The organism is Hyphomonas johnsonii MHS-2, assembly GCF_000685275.1.
In the GTDB taxonomy this organism is placed as follows: Bacteria; Pseudomonadota; Alphaproteobacteria; order Caulobacterales; family Hyphomonadaceae; genus Hyphomonas; species Hyphomonas johnsonii.
Window position 1 is genome coordinate 686,369 of record NZ_ARYK01000001.1, and the last position, 20,815, is coordinate 707,183.

Below are 20,815 nucleotides of genomic sequence, written 5' to 3' on the forward strand. Positions count from 1 at the left end.
ATGAAGCACGAATTCCTGCCCCAGGCGACACGCGATGACGCAGCGGATTTTGCCGCCCGCATGGCGCTGGGCGTGCTGGAATCCGCGATCGAGGAATCCGGGCACGCAAGTTTCATGGTGTCGGGCGGGACGACTCCGGCGCCGATGTTCCGTCGCCTGTCCAATGCAAGGCTGGCATGGGAGCGGGTCACGGTCGGCCTGGTCGACGAGCGCTGGGTCAGCCCCGAGGATGAGGGGTCGAATGAGGCCCTTGTCCGAAAGCGGCTTCTGACCGGCAAGGCCGGCGCCGCCGGCTTCCTGCCGATGAAGACCTGGCATGCCAATGCCGAATCTGCTGCGCCAGATCGCAACCAGGCCTATCGCCCGCATTGCGATCCGATCGACCTGATCCTGCTGGGCATGGGCAATGATGGCCACACGGCCAGCTGGTTCCCGAATGCGGCTGGACTTGATGGCGCCCTGCACGCCGACGCGTCGACCGCCGTGGCCGCGATCGATGCCACGGGGTGCCCGGTCGCCGGGGCCCATACAGATCGCCTGACGCTGACCGGGCCTGCAATCATCGATTCGGACGCGGCGATCCTGCTGATATTCGGCGCCGAAAAGCGCGCCGTATTTGAAAACGCACTGTTGGCGGACCCTGTCCTGATGCCGGTGCGTTACGCCATTGATGGACTGGGGCCGCGTCTGACGGTCATATGGGCACCCTGATGAATGAAATGCATCCGAAAATCGTTGAAGTGACAGAGCGGATCCGGGCGCGATCCGTCGACACGCGGACGGCCTACCTGGACATGATCCGGGCGCGCCGGCCGGATACGTTTGCCCGGCTCAAGAAGACAGAGGGAAACCTCGCGCACGCCTCGGCGGGCTGCGCGGTGATCGAAAAGGCAGAACTGCTCGGCGCAGGCTGGCCCAATATCGGCATCATCACGGCCTATAATGACATGCTGTCGGCGCACGCCCCGTTCGAATCCTACCCTGACATCATCCGCAAGGCGGCCCGGGACGTGGGCGCGATTGCGCAGGTCGCCGGCGGCGTGCCCGCGATGTGTGATGGCGTCACGCAAGGCCAGGAGGGCATGGAACTGTCCCTGTTCTCGCGCGATGTGATTGCCATGGCCTCAGCCATCGGTCTCAGCCATGACGTGTTCGACGCAGCGCTGCATCTCGGCGTCTGCGACAAGATCGTGCCGGGCCTGGTGATCGCTGCCCTGCGGTTCGGCTGGCTGCCATCGGTATTCGTGCCGGCGGGGCCGATGCCGTCGGGCCTGCCGAATCCGGAAAAGGTGCGGATCAGGCAACTGTTTGCCGAGGGCAAGGTTGGCCGGGACGCCCTGCTCAAGGCGGAGTCCGAGAGCTACCACTCGCAAGGCACGTGCACCTTCTACGGCACAGCCAATTCGAATCAGATGCTGATGGAAGTCATGGGCTTCCATCTGCCGGGAGCCGCCTTCACCAATCCCGGAACGCCGCTGCGCGAAGCGCTGACGCGGGCGGCGACCCAGCGCGCGGCGGAACTCACCGCGCAGGGTGGCACGTACCTCCCGGCCGGCGAAATGATTGATGAACGGTCCATCGTGAACGGCACTGTGGGCCTCATGGCGACTGGCGGGTCGACCAACCATGCGCTGCATATTCCTGCGATGGCGGCTGCTGCGGGCATCAATATCACCCTGGAAGATTTCGCCGACATCAGCGCTGTGACGCCGTTGCTGGCGCGGATTTATCCGAATGGCCCGTCCGACGTGAACCATTTCCACGCCGCAGGCGGCATGGGCTACCTGGTGCGGGAACTGCTGGGGGCCGGGCTGCTGGATGGCGACGCGCAGGGGGTGGCTGGCCCGATATCCGGCTATGATCGCGAGCCGTATCTCGAAGATGGTGCTGTCGTGTGGCGGGATGCCCCGGCGGCCAGCGCCGACCTGGATATCCTCCGGCCGGCATCTGACCCGTTTTCCAAAGATGGCGGGCTGCGCCTGATGAACGGGCCTCTCGGGCGCGGTGTCAGCAAGGTGTCAGCCGTGAAGCCGGAAAACCGGGTGGTCGAGGCTCCGGCGATTGTGTTTGAATCTCAGGCGGCCCTGAAGGAGGCATTCGCTGCCGGGCGCCTCGACAGGGACTTCGTCGCGGTTGTCAGGTTCCAGGGGCCGGCCGCCAATGGCATGCCCGAACTGCACAACATGACGCCCATCCTGGGTATACTTCAGGATCGGGGATACCGGGTCGCGCTCGTCACTGACGGGCGGATGTCGGGTGCCAGCGGCAAGATTCCGTCAGCCATTCATGTCAGCCCTGAAGCGGCTCGCGGCGGGCCGCTGGCGCGTGTGATGGACGGTGACGTCATCGTCTTTGATTCGGAAAAGGGAACACTGGATATCAATGTGGATCCCGACACGTTCGCCAAGCGCGAATCGGCGCCGTTCCGCCCGAATGAGTCGTCGACGGGGCTCGGTCGGGAAATGTTCTCGTATTTCAGGGCGATGGCCGGCCATGCGGATACCGGGGCGAGCCAGTTCTCCTTTCTGGCCGGTGGAGACTGAGCCTTGGACACTCCCATTCTCGTAGGCGATATCGGCGGCACGAATGTCCGCTTTGCCATGGCGCGCCGCGTGTCCGGGCGTTTCAGGATAGAGCAGTTCGCGAAGCTGGAAGGCGATGATTTCTCGTCCTTCTACGATGCGCTTGGGCATTATCTTGCCGATGCGGACATCAAGCCCGCGCATGCCTGCTTCGCGATGGCGGGGCCGGTCCGGAACGGTACGGTGGTGCTGACCAATCGTCGCTGGGAGATTTCGGCGCAGGATGTCACGCGCCGTTTCGGCATTCCTGCGGTACACATGATCAATGATTTCGCGGCCATGGCGCGGTCGGTCCCGGAACTCGACAAGGCCGCGTTCGAGCCAATCGTTCACGGCGACTCGGTACAGGACGCGCCGATCCTGGTCGCAGGCCCCGGGACGGGGTTTGGCGTCGGGACGCTTTTCAAGACACGGCTTGGCGGCTGGCGGGTGCTGAATGGGGAGGGGGGGCACATGGCCTTCGCGCCGCAGGAAGACCTTGAAATCGAACTCACCCGTATCCTGTTGCGGGAATATGGCTATGTGTCCAACGAACTGGTCGCCTCCGGCAGCGGCCTCGAAGAGATGCATATGGCATTCTGCGAGATATACGGGCGCGAGGTGGAACCGATGTCGCCGGAAGAGATGCGCGTCCGCGCCGATGATGGCGACGAAATGTTCCACAATCTCATTCGGGTGCGTGCGAACACCACGATGCGTGCAGTCGGCGACCTCGTGCTGGCGAATGGTGCGTTGGGCGGGGTTGTGCTTGCGGGCGGCGTGACCGAACGTATCGCGGACTACCTGAAGACTGACGAGGCGCGGGCCCGATTTGTCGAACGCGGCCCGCTCTGCCAGTATCTTCGCGGGTGTCCGGTGAATCTGCTGCACGACCCGGAAGCGCCGCTGCTCGGCGCGGCTGCTTTTTTTGAACAGGAATGGACATCATGACGTCACCGCTGGACTTCCTCCTTGAGGCGGCACGCCGCGCGCCGATCGTGCCGGTCTTGATCGTGGAGCAGTCCGAAGTCGCTGCAGACCTCGCCCGCGCCCTGGTGGATGGCGGGCTGACCATCGCGGAAGTCACCTTGCGGACGCCGAGCGGGTTTGCGGTGATCGAGGCCATGAAAGCGGCCGCGCCCGAGCTGATTGTCGGCGCGGGGACCGTTCTGACCGGGTCCGATGTGGAGAATTCGATTTCGGCAGGCGCTGACTTCCTGGTGTCGCCCGGCATGTCGCCGCGGCTGCTGGATGCGCTGGGCGAGCGGCGCAAGATCATGATCCCCGGAATTGCCACAGCGACAGAAGCCATGTGCCGGTATGAGGAGGGCTTCGGCCTGCTCAAATTGTTCCCGGCATCCGTCGTGGGGGGCGTCGGCGCGCTGAAGGGGTTTGCCTCGCCCCTGCCACACATGCGCTTCATGCCGACCGGTGGCGTTACCGAGGCCGATGCCGGCAACTATCTCGCCCTTCCAAACGTGTTCGCTGTGGGGGGATCGTGGATTGCCAGCAGCGCCGATATCGCCGCCGCCGACTGGCGTGGAATCAGCACAAAGGCGACGCGGGCGCTTGCGCGTGCATGAGCCGGGCAGGGGGATTGGCAGGATATGCCGCCGCGGGCGGAGTTGCCGCCCGCACGTGACGCACCGCCGCAGTCCGTAGCGCCGAAAAATATGGGAGTCACGCGCATAGGGTTTTCCCCTGAGATATAATGTGCGTGTCTGTTGCGCGGCGGGCGAAACCGTCCTAATCCGGCGCCAGACAAGGTCAGGAGACACAGAATATGACCGAGATTGAACGCCTCGCGCTCGATTACCTGCCCGTGATCATTTTCCTGGTCATCGGCGCGGCAATTTCAAGCCTCTTCATTGTCGGTTCCGCACTGCTGGCGCCGTCGAATCCCGACCCTGAAAAGAACTCGGCCTACGAGTGCGGGTTCAACGCGTTCGACGATGCCCGGATGAAGTTCGACGTGCGATTCTATCTCGTTGCCATCCTGTTCATCATCTTCGATCTCGAGGTCGCGTTCCTGTTTCCGTGGGCAGTGTCGCTCGGATCAATCGGCCTGCTCGGCTTCTGGTCCATGATCGGCTTCCTGGGCATCCTGACCATCGGCTTCATCTACGAATGGCGCCGTGGCGCGCTGGAGTGGGAATGATGGCTGACGACGGCTTCAAGAAATATGCGCTCGGTGGCGCGCGTGCCGGGGTTGAAGGCGGCTTTGTCCCGCGCGACGACGACCCGTTCTATAATGGCCTGTCGGACCATCTGGCCGACAAGGGGTACTTCACCGCCTCTGCCGACGACCTGATCGCCTGGGCGCGGACCGGGTCCCTGATGTGGATGACCTTCGGGCTTGCCTGTTGCGCCGTCGAGATGATGCATGCAGGCAACCCGCGCTACGACCTTGAACGTTTCGGCATGGCACCGCGCGGTTCACCCCGCCAGTCGGACGTGATGATCGTCGCGGGCACGCTGACCAACAAGATGGCACCCGCCCTGCGCAAGGTTTACGACCAGATGCCCGAGCCACGCTATGTGATCTCGATGGGCAGCTGTGCGAATGGCGGCGGCTATTACCATTACAGCTATGCGGTCGTGCGTGGCTGCGACCGGATCGTGCCGGTGGATATCTATGTGCCGGGCTGCCCGCCCACCGCCGAGGCGCTGGTTTACGGTTTCCTGCAATTGCAGAAGAAGATCCGTCGCGAAGGCTCGATCGAGCGCTAGGGGAAACGGAATGAGTGTCGAAGCGCTGAAAGATCTCGCTGCCCACATCGAGGAATCGCACGGTGATGCCGTGCGGGCCTCGCAGATCGTGGTGGGCGAACTGACCCTGCTGGCAGAGCGTGACCAGATCGTGAAACTGCTGCGCTTCCTGCGCGACGACCAGCAGTGCAATTTCGAGACGCTGATCGACATTTGTGGCGTGGACTATCCTGAGCGGTCCGACCGGTTCGAGGTCGTCTACCACCTCCTGTCGATGCGCATGAACCACCGTATCCGCGTCCGCATCCGCACGGACGAGGAAACGCCGGTTCCTAGCCTGACGGCCCTGTGGCCGGCCGCGAACTGGTTCGAGCGCGAGGCGTTCGACATGTACGGCATCCAGTTCGCCGACCATCCGGACCTGCGCCGCATTCTCACGGACTATGGTTTCGAGGGCTATCCGCTGCGCAAGGATTTCCCGCTGACGGGGCACTACGAGGTTCGCTACGATGACCTTGAAAAACGGGTCATTTATGAGCCCGTCCAGCTGACCCAGGAGTATCGCAACTTCGACTTCCTCTCGCCCTGGGAGGGGATGACCAGCGAAATTCCCGGCGACGAGAAGGCCGTCACCGAGGAGGTGCCCGAATAATGGCTGACACTGTTCACACTTCGATCGACGACGAGCGCAAGTTCACGCTGAACTTCGGGCCACAGCACCCGGCGGCCCACGGCGTGCTGCGCATGATCATGGACCTTGATGGCGAGGTCGTGACGCGCATCGACAGCCATATCGGCCTGCTGCACCGCGGCACCGAGAAGCTGCTCGAATACAAGACCTACCTGCAGGGCCTGCCGTATTTTGACCGGCTGGACTATTGCTCGCCGATGAACCAGGAGCACGCCTGGTGCCTGGCGATCGAGAAACTGCTCGGCGTCGAAGTGCCTCGCCGCGCCAGCATCATCCGCGTCCTTTTCTCTGAAATCGGTCGCATCATGTCGCACATCCTGAATGTCACGACACAGGCAATGGATGTCGGTGCGCTGGCGCCCATCACCTGGGGTTTCGAAGAGCGCGAGAAGCTTTGCGGGTTCTATGAGCGCGCGTCGGGCAGCCGCATGCACGCGGCGTATTTCCGCCCGGGCGGCGTCCATCAGGACCTGCCGCAGCAGTTGATTGATGACATCGCGACCTGGTGCCGGCATTTCCCGATTGCGATGGAGCGGATGGAAGTTCTCCTTACCGAGAACCGCATCTTCAAGCAGCGCAATGTCGATATCGGCGTTGTCGATGTGAAAACCATCATGGAATGGGGCTTTTCCGGCGTGATGGTCCGCGGGGCCGGACTTGTCTGGGACTTGCGGCGGTCACAACCCTACGAATGTTACGACGAACTGGACTTCAAGATTCCGGTCGGCCGGAACGGCGACAATTATGATCGCTATGTCTGCCGCATGGAGGAAATGAAGGAGTCCACGAAGATCATCGAGCAGTGTATCGAATTGCTCGCCAAGGAAGGCCCGGGGCCGGTCCTGCCGCGTGATTCCAAGCTTGCGCCGCCACGGCGGACCGAGATGAAGAACTCGATGGAAGCGCTGATCCATCACTTCAAGCTCTACACCGAAGGCTTCCACGTTCCAGAGGGCGAATGCTACGCCCCGATCGAGGCGCCCAAGGGCGAATTCGGCGTCTATCTCGTTTCAGACGGCACCAACAAGCCATACCGAGCCAAGATCCGCGCGCCCGGCTACCCGCATCTGCAGGCAATGGACCACCTGTCCAAGGGACACATGCTGGCCGACGTGTCGGCAATCCTTGGCTCGCTCGACATCGTGTTCGGGGAGATTGATCGGTGAGCGCATCTGCCGACCTTATCCAGCGCCAGCTCGACGCCTACAATGCCCAGGATATTGAGGCGTTCATGCGGTGCTATGCCGACGACGCGGTGCTGGCGGGCCTGAACGGGGTCGTGAACCAGGAGGGCCACGAGGCTATCCGCTCGCGGCACCTCGCCCTGTTCGCCGAATTTCCGCAGAACAAGGCCGAACTGGCGAACCGCATCGACCTGGGCACAACCGTGATTGATCACGAGCGCGTCGAGCGCGCGCCGGGCGGGGACCGTTTTGACGTCGCCGCAATCTATACGCTCCGCAACGGCGAGATCGCCCGGGTCGATTTCGCGAAGGCGGGGGCGGTCTGATGGGCGTTCTTCCGGAACAGCGTGTGTCGGTCATCACGATCGGGGTCAGCGATCTCGACGGCATGATCCGTTTTTATACAGACGTTCTCGGATTCGAGGATCGCGGCGTGAAGAACGAAGTTGCGTTCTTCAATGCCGGTGGGCTGGTGATCGGTCTCTGGGACGAGAAGAAGCTGGCGGCCGATGCTGGCGTCGCGGCGGACCGGGCAGGGGCCTTCAAGGGCTTCGCGCTGGCGTACAATGCGCGATCCGCAGACGAGGTGGACGAGATTTTCGGCCGGCTGGAGAGCGCCGGCGTGCGCATCCCCAAGCCGCCGCACAAGGCATATTGGGGCGGCTATTCCGGCTATTTCGCAGACCCTGAGGGGAATGCCTGGGAAGTCGCGCACAATCCATTCTGGCCAATTGACGAGGCGGGCCGTGTCAGCGTCCCGCTTGCGAAGGAGCAATAAATGGCATTGCGCCGGTTTGATATCGAGGCGGGAGGCGACAGCTTCTCGTTCAAGTCCGAGACGGAAGAAAAGATCGCTTTCTGGCGTGCCAAATATCCGGCCGACCGCCAGCGTTCGGCCGTGATTCCGATGCTTTGGCTGGCCCAGAAAGACAATAATGGCTGGCTGTCCGAACCGGCGATGCGCGAAGTCGCAGACCGTCTGGAAATACCTTACATCCGCGTCTACGAGGTTGCGACATTCTACACGATGTTCCGACTGCAGCCTGTCGGCAAGTTCCACATCCAGCTTTGCGGCACCACGCCCTGCATGTTGCGCGGTGCGGAAAAACTCAGGGACGTTTGCATCGAGGAGATCGGTCCGGGCATGTTCGTGACCGACGACAAGCGCCTGTCCTGGGAAGAGGTCGAGTGCCTCGGTGCCTGTGTGAATGCGCCAATGGCCCAAATCAATGACGATTATTTCGAAGACCTGACGCCTGAAAGCTTCCGCAACATCATTGCCAAGCTGAAGAATGGTGCCGAGGTCCATCCCGGTCCACAGATCGACCGCATCAACAGTGGCCCCGAGGGCGGTACGACCGTCCTGACCGAGCCGCACCTTTTCGATGGCAGCCGAAGCACTGCGTCTGTCCTGCCGAACCTGCCCGGATCGCTGCCCACCGCCGATGGCGGAGGCGCGAAGGGCCTGCCCGCACAGGCGGCGCCGACAAACACGAAACGCGAGACGACCGAAGCCACGCCGGCAACCAAGACGACATTGCTGCCAAAGGCTCCGCCTGCGGAAGCGGCCAGGGACGTGCCGGGCGAGCGGCCCGAGGCGGTCAACATTCCGGTTGAGAATCGCGACGACCTGAAGCGGATCAAGGGTATCGGCCCCTCAAACGAGGATGCGCTCAACGCGCTTGGCATCTGCACCTTCCGGCAGATCGCGGAATGGACGCCGGCCAATATCGACTGGGTCGAAGGCAACCTGAGCTTTCCGGGCCGCATTGAACGCGAACAATGGGTAAGCCAGGCCAAAGACCTGGCGGCGGGCCGCGAAACGGACTTCTCGCGACGCGTCGATGCCGGCGAAGTGCCCTCCAGCCAGGATGATGAGGACTAGGACATGCTGCAGGACAAGGACCGCATCTTTACCAACCTCTACGGCTTGCATTCGCCTGGCCTGGAAGCCGCCAAGCAGCGCGGTGCGTGGCACCTGACGCGCGAAATGCTGGCGCAGGAACCGGAATGGATCTGCGAACAGATCAAGGCCAGCGGCCTGCGCGGGCGCGGTGGTGCGGGCTTTCCGACCGGGCTGAAGTGGACCTTCATGCCCAAGGAAGTGCGCGAGCGTCCGCACTACCTGGTCGTCAACGCTGATGAATCCGAGCCGGGCACCTGCAAGGACCGCGAAATCATGCGGCACGATCCGCACCTTCTGGTCGAGGGCTGCATGGTAGCGAGCCGCGCGATGCGGGCACACACATGTTATATCTACGTGCGCGGCGAATACATCGCCGAACGCCATGCCATGGAAGCCGCGATCAAGGAGGCCTACGAGGCCAGGCTGATCGGCAAGAACAACGTGAATGGCTGGGATTTCGATCTCTACATCCATCACGGCGCAGGCGCCTATATCTGCGGCGAGGAAACCGCGCTGCTCGAAAGCCTTGAGGGCAAGAAGGGCCAACCGCGCCTGAAGCCGCCATTCCCGGCCAATGCCGGGCTGTATGGCTGCCCGACGACCGTCAACAATGTCGAGTCCATTGCGGTGGCGCCGACCATCCTGCGCCGCGGGGCCGAATGGTTCACAGGTTTCGGACGCCCGAACAATTCCGGCACGAAACTGTTCTGCATTTCCGGCCATGTGAACAAGCCGTGCAATGTCGAGGAAGAGATGTCGATCAGCTTCCGCGACCTGATCGAAACTCACTGCGGCGGCATGCGTGGTGGCTGGGACAATCTCAAGGCCGTGATTCCGGGCGGAGCATCCGTGCCGATGGTGCCGGCCGACCAGATCATGGATGCCTACATGGACTTTGACACGCTGCGCGACCTGCAGTCGGGTCTTGGCACGGCCGCCGTCATCGTCATGGATAAGGACACCGACCTGATCAAGGCGATCGCGCGGCTGTCATATTTCTACAAGCACGAATCCTGCGGCCAGTGCACGCCTTGCCGCGAAGGGACCGGCTGGATGTGGCGCGTGATGGAACGCATGGTCAAGGGTGAAGCCGAGCATGACGAGATCGACACGCTTCTCGACGTGACCACGCAGGTCGAGGGCCACACGATCTGTGCATTTGGCGACGCAGCGGCCTGGCCGATCCAGGGCCTGATTCGCCACTTCCGGCACGAAATTGAAGCCCGCATCAATGAATACCGTCTGCCTCGCGCCATGGTGCAGGGCGCGGTCATCGCGGCGGAGTAGGAAATCATGTCTGACACGTTCAAGCTCAAAATCGATGGCAAGGAAATCGAGGTTCCGAAGCACTACACGCTGATGCAGGCGTGCGAGGAAGCGGGCGCCGAGATTCCGCGCTTCTGCTATCACGAGCGCCTGTCAGTCGCCGGCAATTGCCGCATGTGCCTGGTCGAGTGGGAAGGCGCGCCCAAGCCGATCGCGTCCTGCGCCCAGACGGTGGGCGACATGCGCCCGAACCGGGACGGCTCCGCGCCGAACATCCGGACCAAGGGCGACTATGTCCAGAAGGCCCGCAATGGCGTGATGGAATTCCTGCTGATCAACCACCCTCTGGACTGCCCGATCTGTGACCAAGCGGGCGAATGCGACCTGCAGGACCAGGCCGTGGCCTATGGCCGGGGCGGCAGCCGCTTTGCCGAGAACAAGCGTGCCGTCGAAGACAAGAACATGGGGCCGCTGGTCAAGACGATCATGACCCGCTGCATCCAGTGCACGCGCTGTGTCCGGTTCGCGGCAGAAGTGGCGGGTGTCGAGGAAATCGGCATGATCTCGCGCGGCGAGAATGCGGAAATCACGACCTATCTTGAAAAATCCCTGACGTCGGAACTGTCCGGAAACGTGATCGACCTCTGCCCGGTCGGCGCGCTGACCTCCAAGCCGTACGCGTTCAATGCCCGGCCGTGGGAACTGCGCAAGACGAACTCGATCGACGTGATGGATGCCATGGGCGCCGGTATCCGCGTGGATGCCAAGGGCGCCGGCGTGATGCGCATCCTCCCGGTGACGAATGAAGAGGTCAACGAGGAATGGTTGTCTGACAAGTCCCGGTTCATCTGGGACGGACTCGCCCGCCAGCGCCTCGACCAGCCGTTTGTGCGGACAGACGGCAAGCTGATGCCGGCAACGTGGGGCGAGGCATTCGCGGCCGTGAAGACAGCACTCTCGAAACCGGCCGAGAAGATTGGCGTGGTCGCAGGAGACCTGATCGAGGTCGAACAGGCCAAGGCCGCGCTCGACCTGTTCCGCAGTCTCGGCGTCCAGAACACGGATTGCCGGCCCGCGGGCGCTGCCTATGGCACAGACGGCGTGCGGGAACGCTATATCCTGAACCCGACCCTGATGGGTGTGGAAGAAGCCGATGCACTGCTGCTGATCGGCACCAACCCGCGTGTCGAGGCGGCGGTCTGGAACGCACGAATCCGCAAGTCCTGGCTGTGGGGTGATCTCAAGGTCGGATTGATCGGTGAAGCGGTCGACCTGACCTATAAATATGACCACCTCGGTACAGGCGGCGACACGCTGGCCAACATTGCCAGCAGCGATTTCTACGATGTGCTGAAGAATGCGAAACGCCCCATGGTCGTTGTCGGCGAAGGCGCACTTTGCCGCGCCGACGGGCAGGCCGTTCTCGCAGCCGCCCTGAAAGTGGCCCAGGACGTGGGCGCGGTGGCGGACGACTGGGCCGGGTTCGGCGTATTGCACAATGCAGCAGGCCGGGTTGGCGCGCTGGATGTCGGGTTCCTGCCAGGTGAAAATGGCAAGGCGACTGCCGACATTCTTGGCGGCACCATGGAAACAATCGTCCTGCTCGGCGTCGACGAGATGGACCTGTCCAGGACAGGCGGCGCCACGGTGATCTATGTCGGCTCGCATGGTGATGCCGGTGCAGCGCATGCCGATATCGTCCTGCCTTGTGCGACCTATACTGAAATGGACGCGACCTACGTGAACACCGAAGGCCGGGTCCAGATGACGACACGCGCAGTCCAGCCAAAAGGTGAGGCGCGCGAGGGCTGGGCGATTTTCCGGGCCATCTCGGGCGTGGTCGGCAAGACATTGCCTTATGACACAGCTGCGGCCCTCCGGTCCCTCCTGCAGGGTCCGGAAGGGGAGAGCACCGTATTCTCCGGGCTTGGATTTGCGCCGGGGGCAAGTGGAGCTGCGGCTCTGAAAGCGGCCATTCCGGCCGGTCCGGTCAGCCTGCAATCGTCCAGATTCACGAAAGTGATCGACGACTTCTACCTGACCAATCCGATCGCGCGAGCGTCCAAGACCATGGCAGAGTGCTCGGCGCTCACCACGGCTCTGGACACTGCGGTAGCGGCAGAGTAGGGCGGCGGCATGAGCAACCTGATCGAGTCTTTTGGCGAAATTGCAGGCTTCTGGCTGGTGCTCGGGCAGATCGCCCTGTTCACGCTCGTCCTGCTGTTGTCGATCGCATTCCTCCTGTTGCTGGACCGCAAGGTCTGGGCCGGCGTGATGATGCGCAAGGGCCCCAACGTGGTCGGCCCCTTCGGCCTGTTCCAGTCATTTGCAGACTTCGGGAAGTTCCTGCTGAAGGAAATCGTCATTCCCGCCGGGGCCAACAAGACGGTCTTCCTGATCGCCCCGGTCCTGACCTGTACGCTGGCCTTCGTGGCATGGGCCGCGATCCCGGTGGCGCCCGGAACGGTCGCGGGTACGAGCTGGGTTGTCTCCGACCTGAATGTCGGGATCCTCTACCTTTTCGCGATCAGTTCGCTGGGCGTGTACGGGATCATCATGGGCGGCTGGGCGTCCAATTCGAAATACCCGTTCCTCGGCGCGCTTCGTTCCGCGGCGCAGATGGTGTCGTATGAAGTGTCCATTGGCTTCGTGCTCGTCACGGTGATCCTGCTGGTCGGGTCAATGAACCTGACGGATATCGTGAACAACCAGACTGGCGGCTTCTGGAACTGGCACGCGTTCAGCTTCCAGAACTTCCCGCTGATCGTCGTCATGTTCCCGATGTTCGTGATCTTCTTCATCTCGGCGCTGGCCGAAACGAACCGCCCTCCATTCGACCTTCCGGAAGCGGAATCGGAACTCGTTGCCGGCTACCAGGTCGAATACGGTTCGACGCCCTACCTGCTCTTCATGCTCGGTGAATACCTCAACATCGTCCTGATGTGCGCGATGATGACCATCCTGTTCCTGGGTGGCTGGCACGGCCCGATCGCGCTGGGCGATGATTTCGCGCGGGACTATGCCCTCCTGACCAGCCTTTCAGGCCTGTTCTGGTTCATGCTGAAGATCCTGTTCCTGTTCTTCATGATCTCGATGGTGAAGGCGATCGTCCCCCGTTACCGCTATGACCAGCTGATGCGGCTTGGCTGGAAGATATTCCTGCCGACGACTCTTGCGGCGGTGGTCATCGTTGCCGGATATGTCGCCTATTCTGGAGTGCAATCATGAGTTTCGCGCAAACCATTCGCGGTGTGCTGCTGACCGATTTCATCGGGGCCTTCTGGACGGCAGTGCGCGAAATGTTTCGTCGCAAGGCGACCGTGAACTATCCGTTCGAGAAGAACCCGCTCAGCCCGCGTTTCCGGGGCGAGCACGCCCTGCGCCGCTATCCCAGCGGTGAGGAGCGGTGCATCGCCTGCAAGCTTTGCGAAGCGGTCTGTCCGGCGCAGGCGATCACGATCGAAGCCGAGCCGCGTGCCGATGGCGCGCGCCGGACGACCCGCTATGACATCGACATGGTGAAATGCATCTATTGCGGTTATTGCCAGGAAGCGTGCCCGGTAGACGCGATTGTCGAGGGGCCAAACTTCGAGTTCGCGACGGAAACGCGCGAAGAACTTTTCTACGACAAGGACCGCTTGCTGGCGAACGGCGATCGCTGGGAGCGTCTCATCGCGAAGAATCTGGAGCTTGATGCACCCTATCGCTAGGGCGTGTTGAAAATAACTGAACCGGAGCGCCAGGGCATTGCCCGCTGCTTCACCAAAACGGGAGCTTTGAGGGCTTTGGCTGTTTACGCTTTCTGGATATTGGCGACGATTGTTGTGCTGTCGGCGGTCATGGTGATCGCCGCGCGAAACCCGGTCCATTCGGTCCTGTTTCTGATCCTTACGTTCTTTACCTCTGCCGGCCTGCTCGTGCTGATCGGGGCCGAGTTCATCGCGATGCTGCTGGTCGTTGTCTATGTCGGCGCCGTTGCCGTGCTGTTCCTGTTCGTCGTGATGATGCTCGATGTCGATTTTGTCGAGTTGAAACAGGGCTTTCTCAGCTATCTTCCGTTCGGTTTGCTGGTCGGTGCGGTGTTCCTGGCTGAGATCGTCCTGGCATCCGTTTCCAGCGTCGGCGCTGTCACGGGTAATTTTGATGCTTCGCCGGGGGCAGACACCAATACCGAGGCGATCGGGCAGGTCATGTATACCGAGTACCTGCTGCTGTTCCAGATGGCTGGCATCGTCCTGCTGGTCTCGATGATCGGCGCAATCGTTCTGACACTGCGCCACCGCCCGAACGTGAAACGGCAGAGTATCGCCAAGCAGACTGCGCGGCGTCGTGCTGATGCCTTTGAATTGAAAGACCCCAGCTCGGGGCAGGGGATCTGATATCATGGACCTTGGGCTTTCCCACTACCTGGCCGTCTCGGCGGCGCTGTTCACGATCGGTGTCGTGGGCATTTTCGTGAACCGCAAGAACATCATCGTCATCCTGATGGCGATCGAGATGATCCTGCTGTCAGTGAATATCAACATGGTCGCCTTTTCGGTCTTCAACGGCGACATCACCGGGCAGATCTTCGCCATGGTGGTGCTGACAATCGCCGCGGCCGAAGCAGCGGTCGGCCTGGCCATCCTGGTCGTCTTTTTCCGCAATCGCGGGGACATCGCGGTCGAAAACGTCGATCTGATGAAAGGGTAAGGGCCAGATGCTTCCGGATATCTTTCTGTATTTCATCGTGCTTGCGCCGGGTCTGGTCGCGCTGACCGGGCTTGTCCACAAGCAGATCGGCGACAGCGCCGTCATGTTCCTGACGACAGGCGTTGTCCTGGCCGCCGGCGCGCTGTCATTGTTCCAGCTCTTTGCCTACGTCTCCGGGATCGGCGGCGCAGACGTGCCTGTTGACGAAGCCGGGCATGCCGTCGAGGCGGCTGCGGCGCACGGCGCCCATGTCCTGACGCTGATGTCGTGGATTGATGTGGGAGCCTTCCAGGCCAACTGGGCGATCCGAGTCGACGCATTGTCCATGGTCATGATGGCCGTGATCACGGGCGTATCCGGCCTCGTTCACCTCTATTCATGGGGCTACATGAGCGATGATCCACATCGCGCACGCTTTTTTGCCTACCTGTCGCTGTTCACCTTCGCGATGCTGATGCTGGTGGTGGCAGACAATTTCATCCAGCTGTTCTTTGGCTGGGAAGGTGTCGGCCTGGCGTCCTACCTCCTGATCGGTTTCTGGTACACGAAGAAGGCGCCGAACGACGCGTCGATCAAGGCGTTCGTGACGAACCGCGTCGGCGATTTCGGGCTGGCAATCGGGATCATGGCGGTGTTCTTCGTTTTCGGATCGGTCGAGTTCGAGCCGGTCCTCAGCGCCATCCGCAACAATACCGTGATCACACCGCTCGCTTTCGCGGACCCGGCGCCCGCGCAGGAGGCCGTGATCGTGTTCCTCGGCCAGCGAGTTTATGCGCTGGAAGTGATCGGCATCCTTCTCTTCATCGGTGCGATGGGCAAGTCGGCCCAGTTCTTCCTCCATGTCTGGCTGCCGGACGCCATGGAAGGCCCGACTCCCGTTTCGGCCCTGATCCACGCTGCGACCATGGTGACGGCAGGCGTCTACCTGGTCTGCCTGATGTCGCCCATCTACGAGCATACGCTCTACGCCGCCGGCATGGTCACGATCATTGGCGCTGTCACCGCGCTCTATGCGGCCACAGTCGGCATGGCGCAGAACGACATCAAGCGCGTCATCGCCTATTCAACCTGTTCGCAACTCGGCTACATGTTCTTCGCGGCCGGTATAGGCGCCTACGAGGCGGCGATGTTCCACCTGTTCACGCACGCCTTCTTCAAGGCGCTCCTCTTCCTCGGAGCAGGGTCTGTCATTCGCGGCATGCACCATGAGCAGGACATGCGCAAAATGGGCGGTCTCGCGAAGTTCATGCCGGTGACGTATGCCGCCATGCTGATCGGAACGATTGCGATTATCGGCCTCGGCGTGCCGCAGACCCTGATCGGATTCTCGGGCTTCTTCTCGAAGGATGCGATTCTCGAGAGTGCGTTTGCCGCCGGCGAACACCATGTGATGTTCGGTCAGGTCGCCTTCTGGTTCGGCATCGTCGCCGCACTGCTGACAAGCTTCTATTCGTGGCGTCTGATCTACATGACCTTTCACGGGCCGATGGCGTCTGGGCACGAAGACGGCGATGCGCATCACGATGCGCACGACGCAGATCACGCGCATGACGCCCACGCGCATGACCCGCACGAGAGCCCGGCGACCATGCTGGTGCCGCTCGCGCTGCTCAGCCTTGGTGCCATGTTTGCCGGATTCTATTTCCACGAATGGTTCGTGGGCAATGAAGAAACCGCGTTCTGGGGTGGCACGCTCTATTCGGCGGCCGACAACCATGTCCTGCATGACCGGCACAACGTCCCGCAATGGGTGCTATGGGCGCCTCTTGTGGTGACACTGGCGGGCTTCGTCATCGCGACCATGACCTATTATTTCAACCGCGGATTCGGCAAGCGGATCGCCGACAGTGGCGGCCCGCTGTACCAGCTGTTTTCGAACAAGTGGTATTTCGACGAATTGTACAACGCGACCCTGGTCAAGGGATCGGCCATGCTGGGCAATGCGTTCTCGAAGGCCGACAAGAAAATCATCGATGGGCTCGGGCCTGATGGTGTGACGTCGCTGACGCGCTGGGGCGCACGGCGGCTGTCTGCCATGCACACCGGGTACCTGTATCACTATGCGTTCGTGATCATCGGCGCCGCCCTCGTTTTTGGCGCGGTCATGTGGCTGAACGCCGGAGGAGCTAACTGATGGGCGGCTTTCCCATTATCTCAGCAGTCGTCCTGCTGCCGCTGCTTGGTGCATTGATCATCATGGCCGTGCGGACCGCGACAAGCGGCAGCTTCACCAAGGAAGAAGCCGGCCGGGAAGGCCGTGCCGCATTGCTCGCCGGGATGATCATTTCCAGCGCGACCTTTGTGGCGTCGGTGGTTGCGTTCCTGACGTTCGATATTGGCACGGCCGGCTATCAGTTGGTCGAGCAGTACTCCTGGTACGGGGCGATAAGCTACAAGGTGGGCGTGGACGGACTGTCCTTGCCGCTGATCCTGCTGACCACGTTCCTGACCCCGATCTGCCTGCTCGCCAGCTGGAACTCCATCCATACGCGCGTGACGGAATACGTTGTTGCCTTCCTTGTCCTCGAGACCTTCATGATCGGTGTCTTCGCGGCGCTCGATATCGTGCTGTTCTACGTGTTCTTCGAGGCCGGCCTTATCCCGATGTTCCTGATCATCGGCATTTGGGGCGGCAAGGAGAAGATCTATGCGGCGTTCAAGTTCTTCCTGTACACGTTGCTTGGTTCGCTGTTCATGCTGGTGGCGGTTGTCTACATGTTCCAGGCTGCCGGCTCGTCCGACATTGAGATTCTCGAGACTTACGCCTTCTCGCCCCAGGCACAGACGTGGCTGTGGCTGGCATTCCTGGCGTCATTTGCCGTCAAGCTCCCGATGTGGCCGGTTCATACATGGCTGCCGGATGCGCACGTCCAGGCGCCCACTGCGGGGTCTGTCATCCTGGCCTCGGTCCTGCTGAAGATGGGCGGTTACGGGTTCCTGCGCTTCTCGGTGCCGATGTTCCCTGACGCCAGCCAATTGTTCCAGCCGGTGATGTTTGCGCTGGCGGTGATTGCCATTGTCTACACATCCCTCGTCGCCTGGCGCCAAACGGACATGAAAAAGCTGATCGCCTACTCGTCGGTCGCGCACATGGGCTTTGTCACGCTCGGTATCTTTTCCTTCAACGAGACAGGCGTCCAGGGCGCGATGTTCCAGATGATCAGCCACGGCCTGATATCCGGCGCCCTGTTCCTGATTGTCGGCGTCGTCTACGACCGGATGCATACACGTGAGATTGCTGCCTATGGCGGCCTCGTGAACCGCATGCCGGTTTACGCCGCCCTGTTCATGCTGTTCACGATGGCGAATGTCGGCTTGCCCGGCACCAGTGGGTTCGTTGGCGAAATCCTGACCATGGTGGGCGGGTTCCAGGCGTCCACATGGGCTGCTGCGGGTGCCGCACTCGGGGTCATCTTCTCGGCGATCTACATGCTGACGCTGTACCGCCGGGTCGTGTTCGGGGAAATTACCAATCCGGCACTCAACGGCATACGGGACCTGAACGTGATCGAACTGGTCTGCATCGTTCCGCTTGCCTTGCTGACGCTTCTGTTCGGCGTCGCACCAAACCTGATATTCAATGTGACCGAAGGGGCTGCCAATCGCATTCTGTCCCTGATGGTGGGAGGCTGACGGCCCATGCTCGACTACACCGCCATGATCCTCGCAATCGGACCCGAACTGTGGCTGGCAGCTGCGGGCCTGTTGGGCGTGCTGCTTGGCGCCCTGCTGAAGGACCGGTTCAACCGGATATCGTTTACCTATGGCGCCTTGGCGCTGTTCGGCGCGGCCGCGCTGTCTCTGCTGTTCTATCAGGGCGGTGAGGCGTTCGGCGGGCTTGTGCGCACGAACACGTTCGTCAACTTCGCGAAGTTCGTGAGTTTCGCGATTGGCGGATTTGCCTTGATGATGTCGGAAGGGTTCCTGCGCCGGCACGACACGATCCGCTACGAATTCGTGCTGCTCACGATCTTCGCCAGCTTCGGCATCGGTATCATCCTGTCTGCGTCCGACCTGATGACGCTCTACATGGGCATCGAGACGCTCAGCATCTCGTCCTATGTCCTGGCTGCGTTCCACCGGGATTCGGCACGGTCTTCGGAAGCTGGCCTGAAATATTATGTGCTCGGTTCGCTGGCATCGGGAATATTGCTGTACGGCGCGTCGCTTGTGTACGGATTTTCGGGCACGACCAATTTTGCCGGAATTTCGGCTGCAGCGCCTTCCATCGGCATGATGTTCGGCATGGTGCTGATGATCGTCGGTCTCGGGTTCAAGATCTCCGCCGCGCCAATGCATATCTGGACACCGGACGTGTATGAGGGCGCCCCGACACCGGTTGGTGCGTTCTTCGCATCCGCACCGAAAATGGCGACTGTGGTCGTGTTCGCGAACGTCATGTTCACGGCCTTTGGCGACATCATGGACCAGTGGCAGCTGGTCATCGCGATCATCGCCGGGATGTCCATGCTGATTGGTTCGTTCGGCGCGTTGACCCAGATGAATATCAAGCGGCTCCTCGGCTATTCTTCGGTCGCCAATGTCGGGTACGCGCTCGTCGCTGTCGCTGCCGGCCCGGCAGCAGGCGGGTCCGCATTGCTGATCTTCATGACAATTTACGTCGTCTCCTCGCTCGGGCTGTTTGCCGGGGTGCTCGCCATGCGCCGTCGTGGCGGCATGGTGGAGACCATTGACGAACTCGGCGGTTTGATGAGCTCGCGGCCCTGGCTGGCCATTGCGTGGACGATCCTGCTGTTCTCGATCGCCGGCCTGCCACCATTTGGCGGTTTCTTCGGCAAGTGGGTGGTCTTCAATGCGAGTCTGGAAGGTGGCTTGATGCCGCTGGCGATCATTCTCGTCATCTCGTCGATCGTGTCGTTCGGATACTACCTGCGGATCGTGAAGGTCATCTGGTTCGACGAGCCCAAGGAGCGCTTTGAGACAATCGACCGCTCTGTCACGATAACGGTACTCGTAACCGCGCTGGTGTCGGGTATCCTGTTCATGGTCTTCATCAACCAGCTTGCCAGCTGGGCCAATACAGCGATGCTGGGATTGCCCTCTTGAGCCAAGCATGGCCTGTGCACCACCTCGGAACGATCGACAGCACCAATAGCGAGGCAAAGCGACGTGCGGCCGCCGGTGCAATTGCCGACTGCTGGCTGGTCGCCGAGCAGCAGTCGGCCGGTCGCGGACGACTCCAGCGTGCATGGATTTCGCCGCCCGGAAACCTGTTTGCGACAGCGTTGTTCCGGGAGCCGGGTGGCATGGCGGTTGCCATCAGGCTGCCCTTCGCGGCCGCCCTGGCGGTCAGCGATGTCGCCGTCCAGCTGGCGCCCGGTACGGATGCCCGCCTGAAATGGCCCAATGATGTTCGTATTGATGGCGCAAAGCTCTCGGGCATCCTGATTGAAACCGGCAGCCACGCCGATTCAGTCTGGGTCGCTGCCGGTATCGGCATCAATGTCTCTCACGTGCCGGATTCGGCCGGGCAGAGCGCGACCTGCATCGCGGCGCTGAGAGGGGACACCGCGGTGACGACGGATATGGTCCTGGAGGCGTTACGGGCGGCATTTGCAAGGCGGCTGGAGCAGGCCCGGGGCGGGTTCGCCTCCTTGCGGACAGACTGGCTGGAGCGGGCCGAGGGCCTCGGGGCCACAATTCGCGTCACGGCCGCGGGCGAACCGATCGAGGGCGTGTTTGAAGATATGGATGCGTCCGGCGCGCTGGTGCTCAGATTGCCCAATGGCGTTCTCCAGACGATAAGGGCAGGAGATGTCGACTTGGTGAGGAAAGTGTAGGTCCG

The 20,815-nt window shown here is 61.8% G+C and carries 21 protein-coding genes; all 21 read left to right on the forward strand.

The window, feature by feature from the left end; genetic code table 11:
* The 21 genes from pgl to HJO_RS03325 all read left to right on the forward strand — a co-directional run bounded on the left by pgl (window position 1) and on the right by HJO_RS03325 (window position 20,810).
* Window positions 1–711, forward strand: a complete 711-nt coding sequence (gene pgl, locus HJO_RS03225) for a 6-phosphogluconolactonase (RefSeq protein WP_051618094.1) — start codon at window positions 1–3, stop codon at window positions 709–711.
* A complete protein-coding gene (gene edd / locus HJO_RS03230) occupies window positions 711–2,543 on the forward strand; it encodes a phosphogluconate dehydratase (protein WP_035614413.1) in 1,833 nt (610 codons plus the stop codon). The genes pgl and edd overlap by 1 nt, the downstream gene beginning before the upstream one ends.
* A gap of 3 nt (window positions 2,544–2,546) precedes the next feature.
* Window positions 2,547–3,512: a glucokinase gene (locus HJO_RS03235; protein ID WP_035613434.1), complete on the forward strand. Its 966-nt coding sequence runs from the start codon at window positions 2,547–2,549 to the stop codon at window positions 3,510–3,512.
* Entirely contained in the window at window positions 3,509–4,144 is a 636-nt protein-coding gene (locus HJO_RS03240) for a bifunctional 4-hydroxy-2-oxoglutarate aldolase/2-dehydro-3-deoxy-phosphogluconate aldolase (protein WP_035614415.1), read from the forward strand. Before HJO_RS03235 ends, HJO_RS03240 begins: the two co-directional genes overlap by 4 nt.
* A gap of 209 nt (window positions 4,145–4,353) precedes the next feature.
* Window positions 4,354–4,719 (forward strand): NADH-quinone oxidoreductase subunit A, encoded by a 366-nt coding sequence (locus tag HJO_RS03245; protein WP_422120066.1) that lies wholly within the window; start codon window positions 4,354–4,356, stop codon window positions 4,717–4,719.
* Complete coding sequence (locus tag HJO_RS03250; protein ID WP_422120064.1) at window positions 4,716–5,291, forward strand: NuoB/complex I 20 kDa subunit family protein; 576 nt, start codon at window positions 4,716–4,718, stop codon at window positions 5,289–5,291. The genes HJO_RS03245 and HJO_RS03250 overlap by 4 nt, the downstream gene beginning before the upstream one ends.
* A 10-nt stretch (window positions 5,292–5,301) precedes the next feature.
* Complete coding sequence (locus tag HJO_RS03255; RefSeq protein ID WP_035613438.1) at window positions 5,302–5,922, forward strand: NADH-quinone oxidoreductase subunit C; 621 nt, start codon at window positions 5,302–5,304, stop codon at window positions 5,920–5,922.
* Window positions 5,922–7,127 carry an NADH-quinone oxidoreductase subunit D gene (locus HJO_RS03260; protein WP_035613440.1) on the forward strand — a complete coding sequence of 402 codons (1,206 nt, stop codon included), beginning with the start codon at window positions 5,922–5,924 and terminating at the stop codon, window positions 7,125–7,127. Before HJO_RS03255 ends, HJO_RS03260 begins: the two co-directional genes overlap by 1 nt.
* Complete coding sequence (locus tag HJO_RS03265) at window positions 7,124–7,471, forward strand: nuclear transport factor 2 family protein (RefSeq protein ID WP_051618097.1); 348 nt, start codon at window positions 7,124–7,126, stop codon at window positions 7,469–7,471. Before HJO_RS03260 ends, HJO_RS03265 begins: the two co-directional genes overlap by 4 nt.
* Window positions 7,471–7,923, forward strand: coding sequence for a VOC family protein (locus tag HJO_RS03270; RefSeq protein WP_035613442.1), 453 nt, complete (start codon window positions 7,471–7,473; stop codon window positions 7,921–7,923). The genes HJO_RS03265 and HJO_RS03270 overlap by 1 nt, the downstream gene beginning before the upstream one ends.
* Window positions 7,924–9,030, forward strand: a complete 1,107-nt coding sequence (gene nuoE / locus HJO_RS03275; RefSeq protein WP_035613445.1) for an NADH-quinone oxidoreductase subunit NuoE — start codon at window positions 7,924–7,926, stop codon at window positions 9,028–9,030.
* A 3-nt stretch (window positions 9,031–9,033) separates the two neighbouring features.
* Window positions 9,034–10,338, forward strand: a complete 1,305-nt coding sequence (nuoF, locus tag HJO_RS03280) for an NADH-quinone oxidoreductase subunit NuoF (protein ID WP_035613447.1) — start codon at window positions 9,034–9,036, stop codon at window positions 10,336–10,338.
* A gap of 6 nt (window positions 10,339–10,344) precedes the next feature.
* Window positions 10,345–12,444: an NADH-quinone oxidoreductase subunit NuoG gene (gene nuoG, locus HJO_RS03285; protein ID WP_035613449.1), complete on the forward strand. Its 2,100-nt coding sequence runs from the start codon at window positions 10,345–10,347 to the stop codon at window positions 12,442–12,444.
* Between the two features lie 9 nt (window positions 12,445–12,453).
* Complete coding sequence (gene nuoH / locus HJO_RS03290) at window positions 12,454–13,545, forward strand: NADH-quinone oxidoreductase subunit NuoH (RefSeq protein ID WP_035613451.1); 1,092 nt, start codon at window positions 12,454–12,456, stop codon at window positions 13,543–13,545.
* Window positions 13,542–14,027 (forward strand): NADH-quinone oxidoreductase subunit NuoI, encoded by a 486-nt coding sequence (gene nuoI, locus HJO_RS03295; RefSeq protein ID WP_035613453.1) that lies wholly within the window; start codon window positions 13,542–13,544, stop codon window positions 14,025–14,027. Before nuoH ends, nuoI begins: the two co-directional genes overlap by 4 nt.
* 75 nt (window positions 14,028–14,102) lie before the next feature.
* Complete coding sequence (locus HJO_RS03300) at window positions 14,103–14,696, forward strand: NADH-quinone oxidoreductase subunit J (RefSeq protein ID WP_035613455.1); 594 nt, start codon at window positions 14,103–14,105, stop codon at window positions 14,694–14,696.
* A 4-nt stretch (window positions 14,697–14,700) separates the two neighbouring features.
* Window positions 14,701–15,009, forward strand: coding sequence for an NADH-quinone oxidoreductase subunit NuoK (gene nuoK / locus HJO_RS03305; RefSeq protein WP_035613457.1), 309 nt, complete (start codon window positions 14,701–14,703; stop codon window positions 15,007–15,009).
* Between the two features lie 7 nt (window positions 15,010–15,016).
* A complete protein-coding gene (gene nuoL / locus HJO_RS03310; protein WP_035613459.1) occupies window positions 15,017–17,143 on the forward strand; it encodes an NADH-quinone oxidoreductase subunit L in 2,127 nt (708 codons plus the stop codon).
* Window positions 17,143–18,642, forward strand: coding sequence for an NADH-quinone oxidoreductase subunit M (locus HJO_RS03315; RefSeq protein WP_035613461.1), 1,500 nt, complete (start codon window positions 17,143–17,145; stop codon window positions 18,640–18,642). The genes nuoL and HJO_RS03315 overlap by 1 nt, the downstream gene beginning before the upstream one ends.
* A gap of 6 nt (window positions 18,643–18,648) precedes the next feature.
* A complete protein-coding gene (gene nuoN, locus HJO_RS03320; RefSeq protein WP_035613463.1) occupies window positions 18,649–20,076 on the forward strand; it encodes an NADH-quinone oxidoreductase subunit NuoN in 1,428 nt (475 codons plus the stop codon).
* The gene (locus HJO_RS03325) at window positions 20,073–20,810 is read left to right on the forward strand and encodes a biotin--[acetyl-CoA-carboxylase] ligase (protein ID WP_162173762.1); all 738 of its coding nucleotides are present in this window, start codon (window positions 20,073–20,075) and stop codon (window positions 20,808–20,810) included. Before nuoN ends, HJO_RS03325 begins: the two co-directional genes overlap by 4 nt.
* The last annotated feature ends 5 nt before the right edge of the window (window positions 20,811–20,815 follow it).

Coding starts and splice junctions, on each gene's coding strand:
- nuoG (WP_035613449.1), top strand. CDS start 10,345: ATGTCTGACACGTTCAAGCTCAAAATCGATGGCAAGGAAATCGAGGTT.
- HJO_RS03270 (WP_035613442.1), top strand. CDS start 7,471: ATGGGCGTTCTTCCGGAACAGCGTGTGTCGGTCATCACGATCGGGGTC.
- HJO_RS03240 (WP_035614415.1), top strand. CDS start 3,509: ATGACGTCACCGCTGGACTTCCTCCTTGAGGCGGCACGCCGCGCGCCG.
- edd (WP_035614413.1), top strand. CDS start 711: ATGAATGAAATGCATCCGAAAATCGTTGAAGTGACAGAGCGGATCCGG.
- nuoE (WP_035613445.1), top strand. CDS start 7,924: ATGGCATTGCGCCGGTTTGATATCGAGGCGGGAGGCGACAGCTTCTCG.
- nuoL (WP_035613459.1), top strand. CDS start 15,017: ATGCTTCCGGATATCTTTCTGTATTTCATCGTGCTTGCGCCGGGTCTG.
- nuoF (WP_035613447.1), top strand. CDS start 9,034: ATGCTGCAGGACAAGGACCGCATCTTTACCAACCTCTACGGCTTGCAT.
- nuoK (WP_035613457.1), top strand. CDS start 14,701: ATGGACCTTGGGCTTTCCCACTACCTGGCCGTCTCGGCGGCGCTGTTC.
- HJO_RS03250 (WP_422120064.1), top strand. CDS start 4,716: ATGATGGCTGACGACGGCTTCAAGAAATATGCGCTCGGTGGCGCGCGT.
- HJO_RS03260 (WP_035613440.1), top strand. CDS start 5,922: ATGGCTGACACTGTTCACACTTCGATCGACGACGAGCGCAAGTTCACG.
- pgl (WP_051618094.1), top strand. CDS start 1: ATGAAGCACGAATTCCTGCCCCAGGCGACACGCGATGACGCAGCGGAT.
- nuoH (WP_035613451.1), top strand. CDS start 12,454: ATGAGCAACCTGATCGAGTCTTTTGGCGAAATTGCAGGCTTCTGGCTG.
- nuoI (WP_035613453.1), top strand. CDS start 13,542: ATGAGTTTCGCGCAAACCATTCGCGGTGTGCTGCTGACCGATTTCATC.
- HJO_RS03315 (WP_035613461.1), top strand. CDS start 17,143: ATGGGCGGCTTTCCCATTATCTCAGCAGTCGTCCTGCTGCCGCTGCTT.
- HJO_RS03255 (WP_035613438.1), top strand. CDS start 5,302: ATGAGTGTCGAAGCGCTGAAAGATCTCGCTGCCCACATCGAGGAATCG.
- nuoN (WP_035613463.1), top strand. CDS start 18,649: ATGCTCGACTACACCGCCATGATCCTCGCAATCGGACCCGAACTGTGG.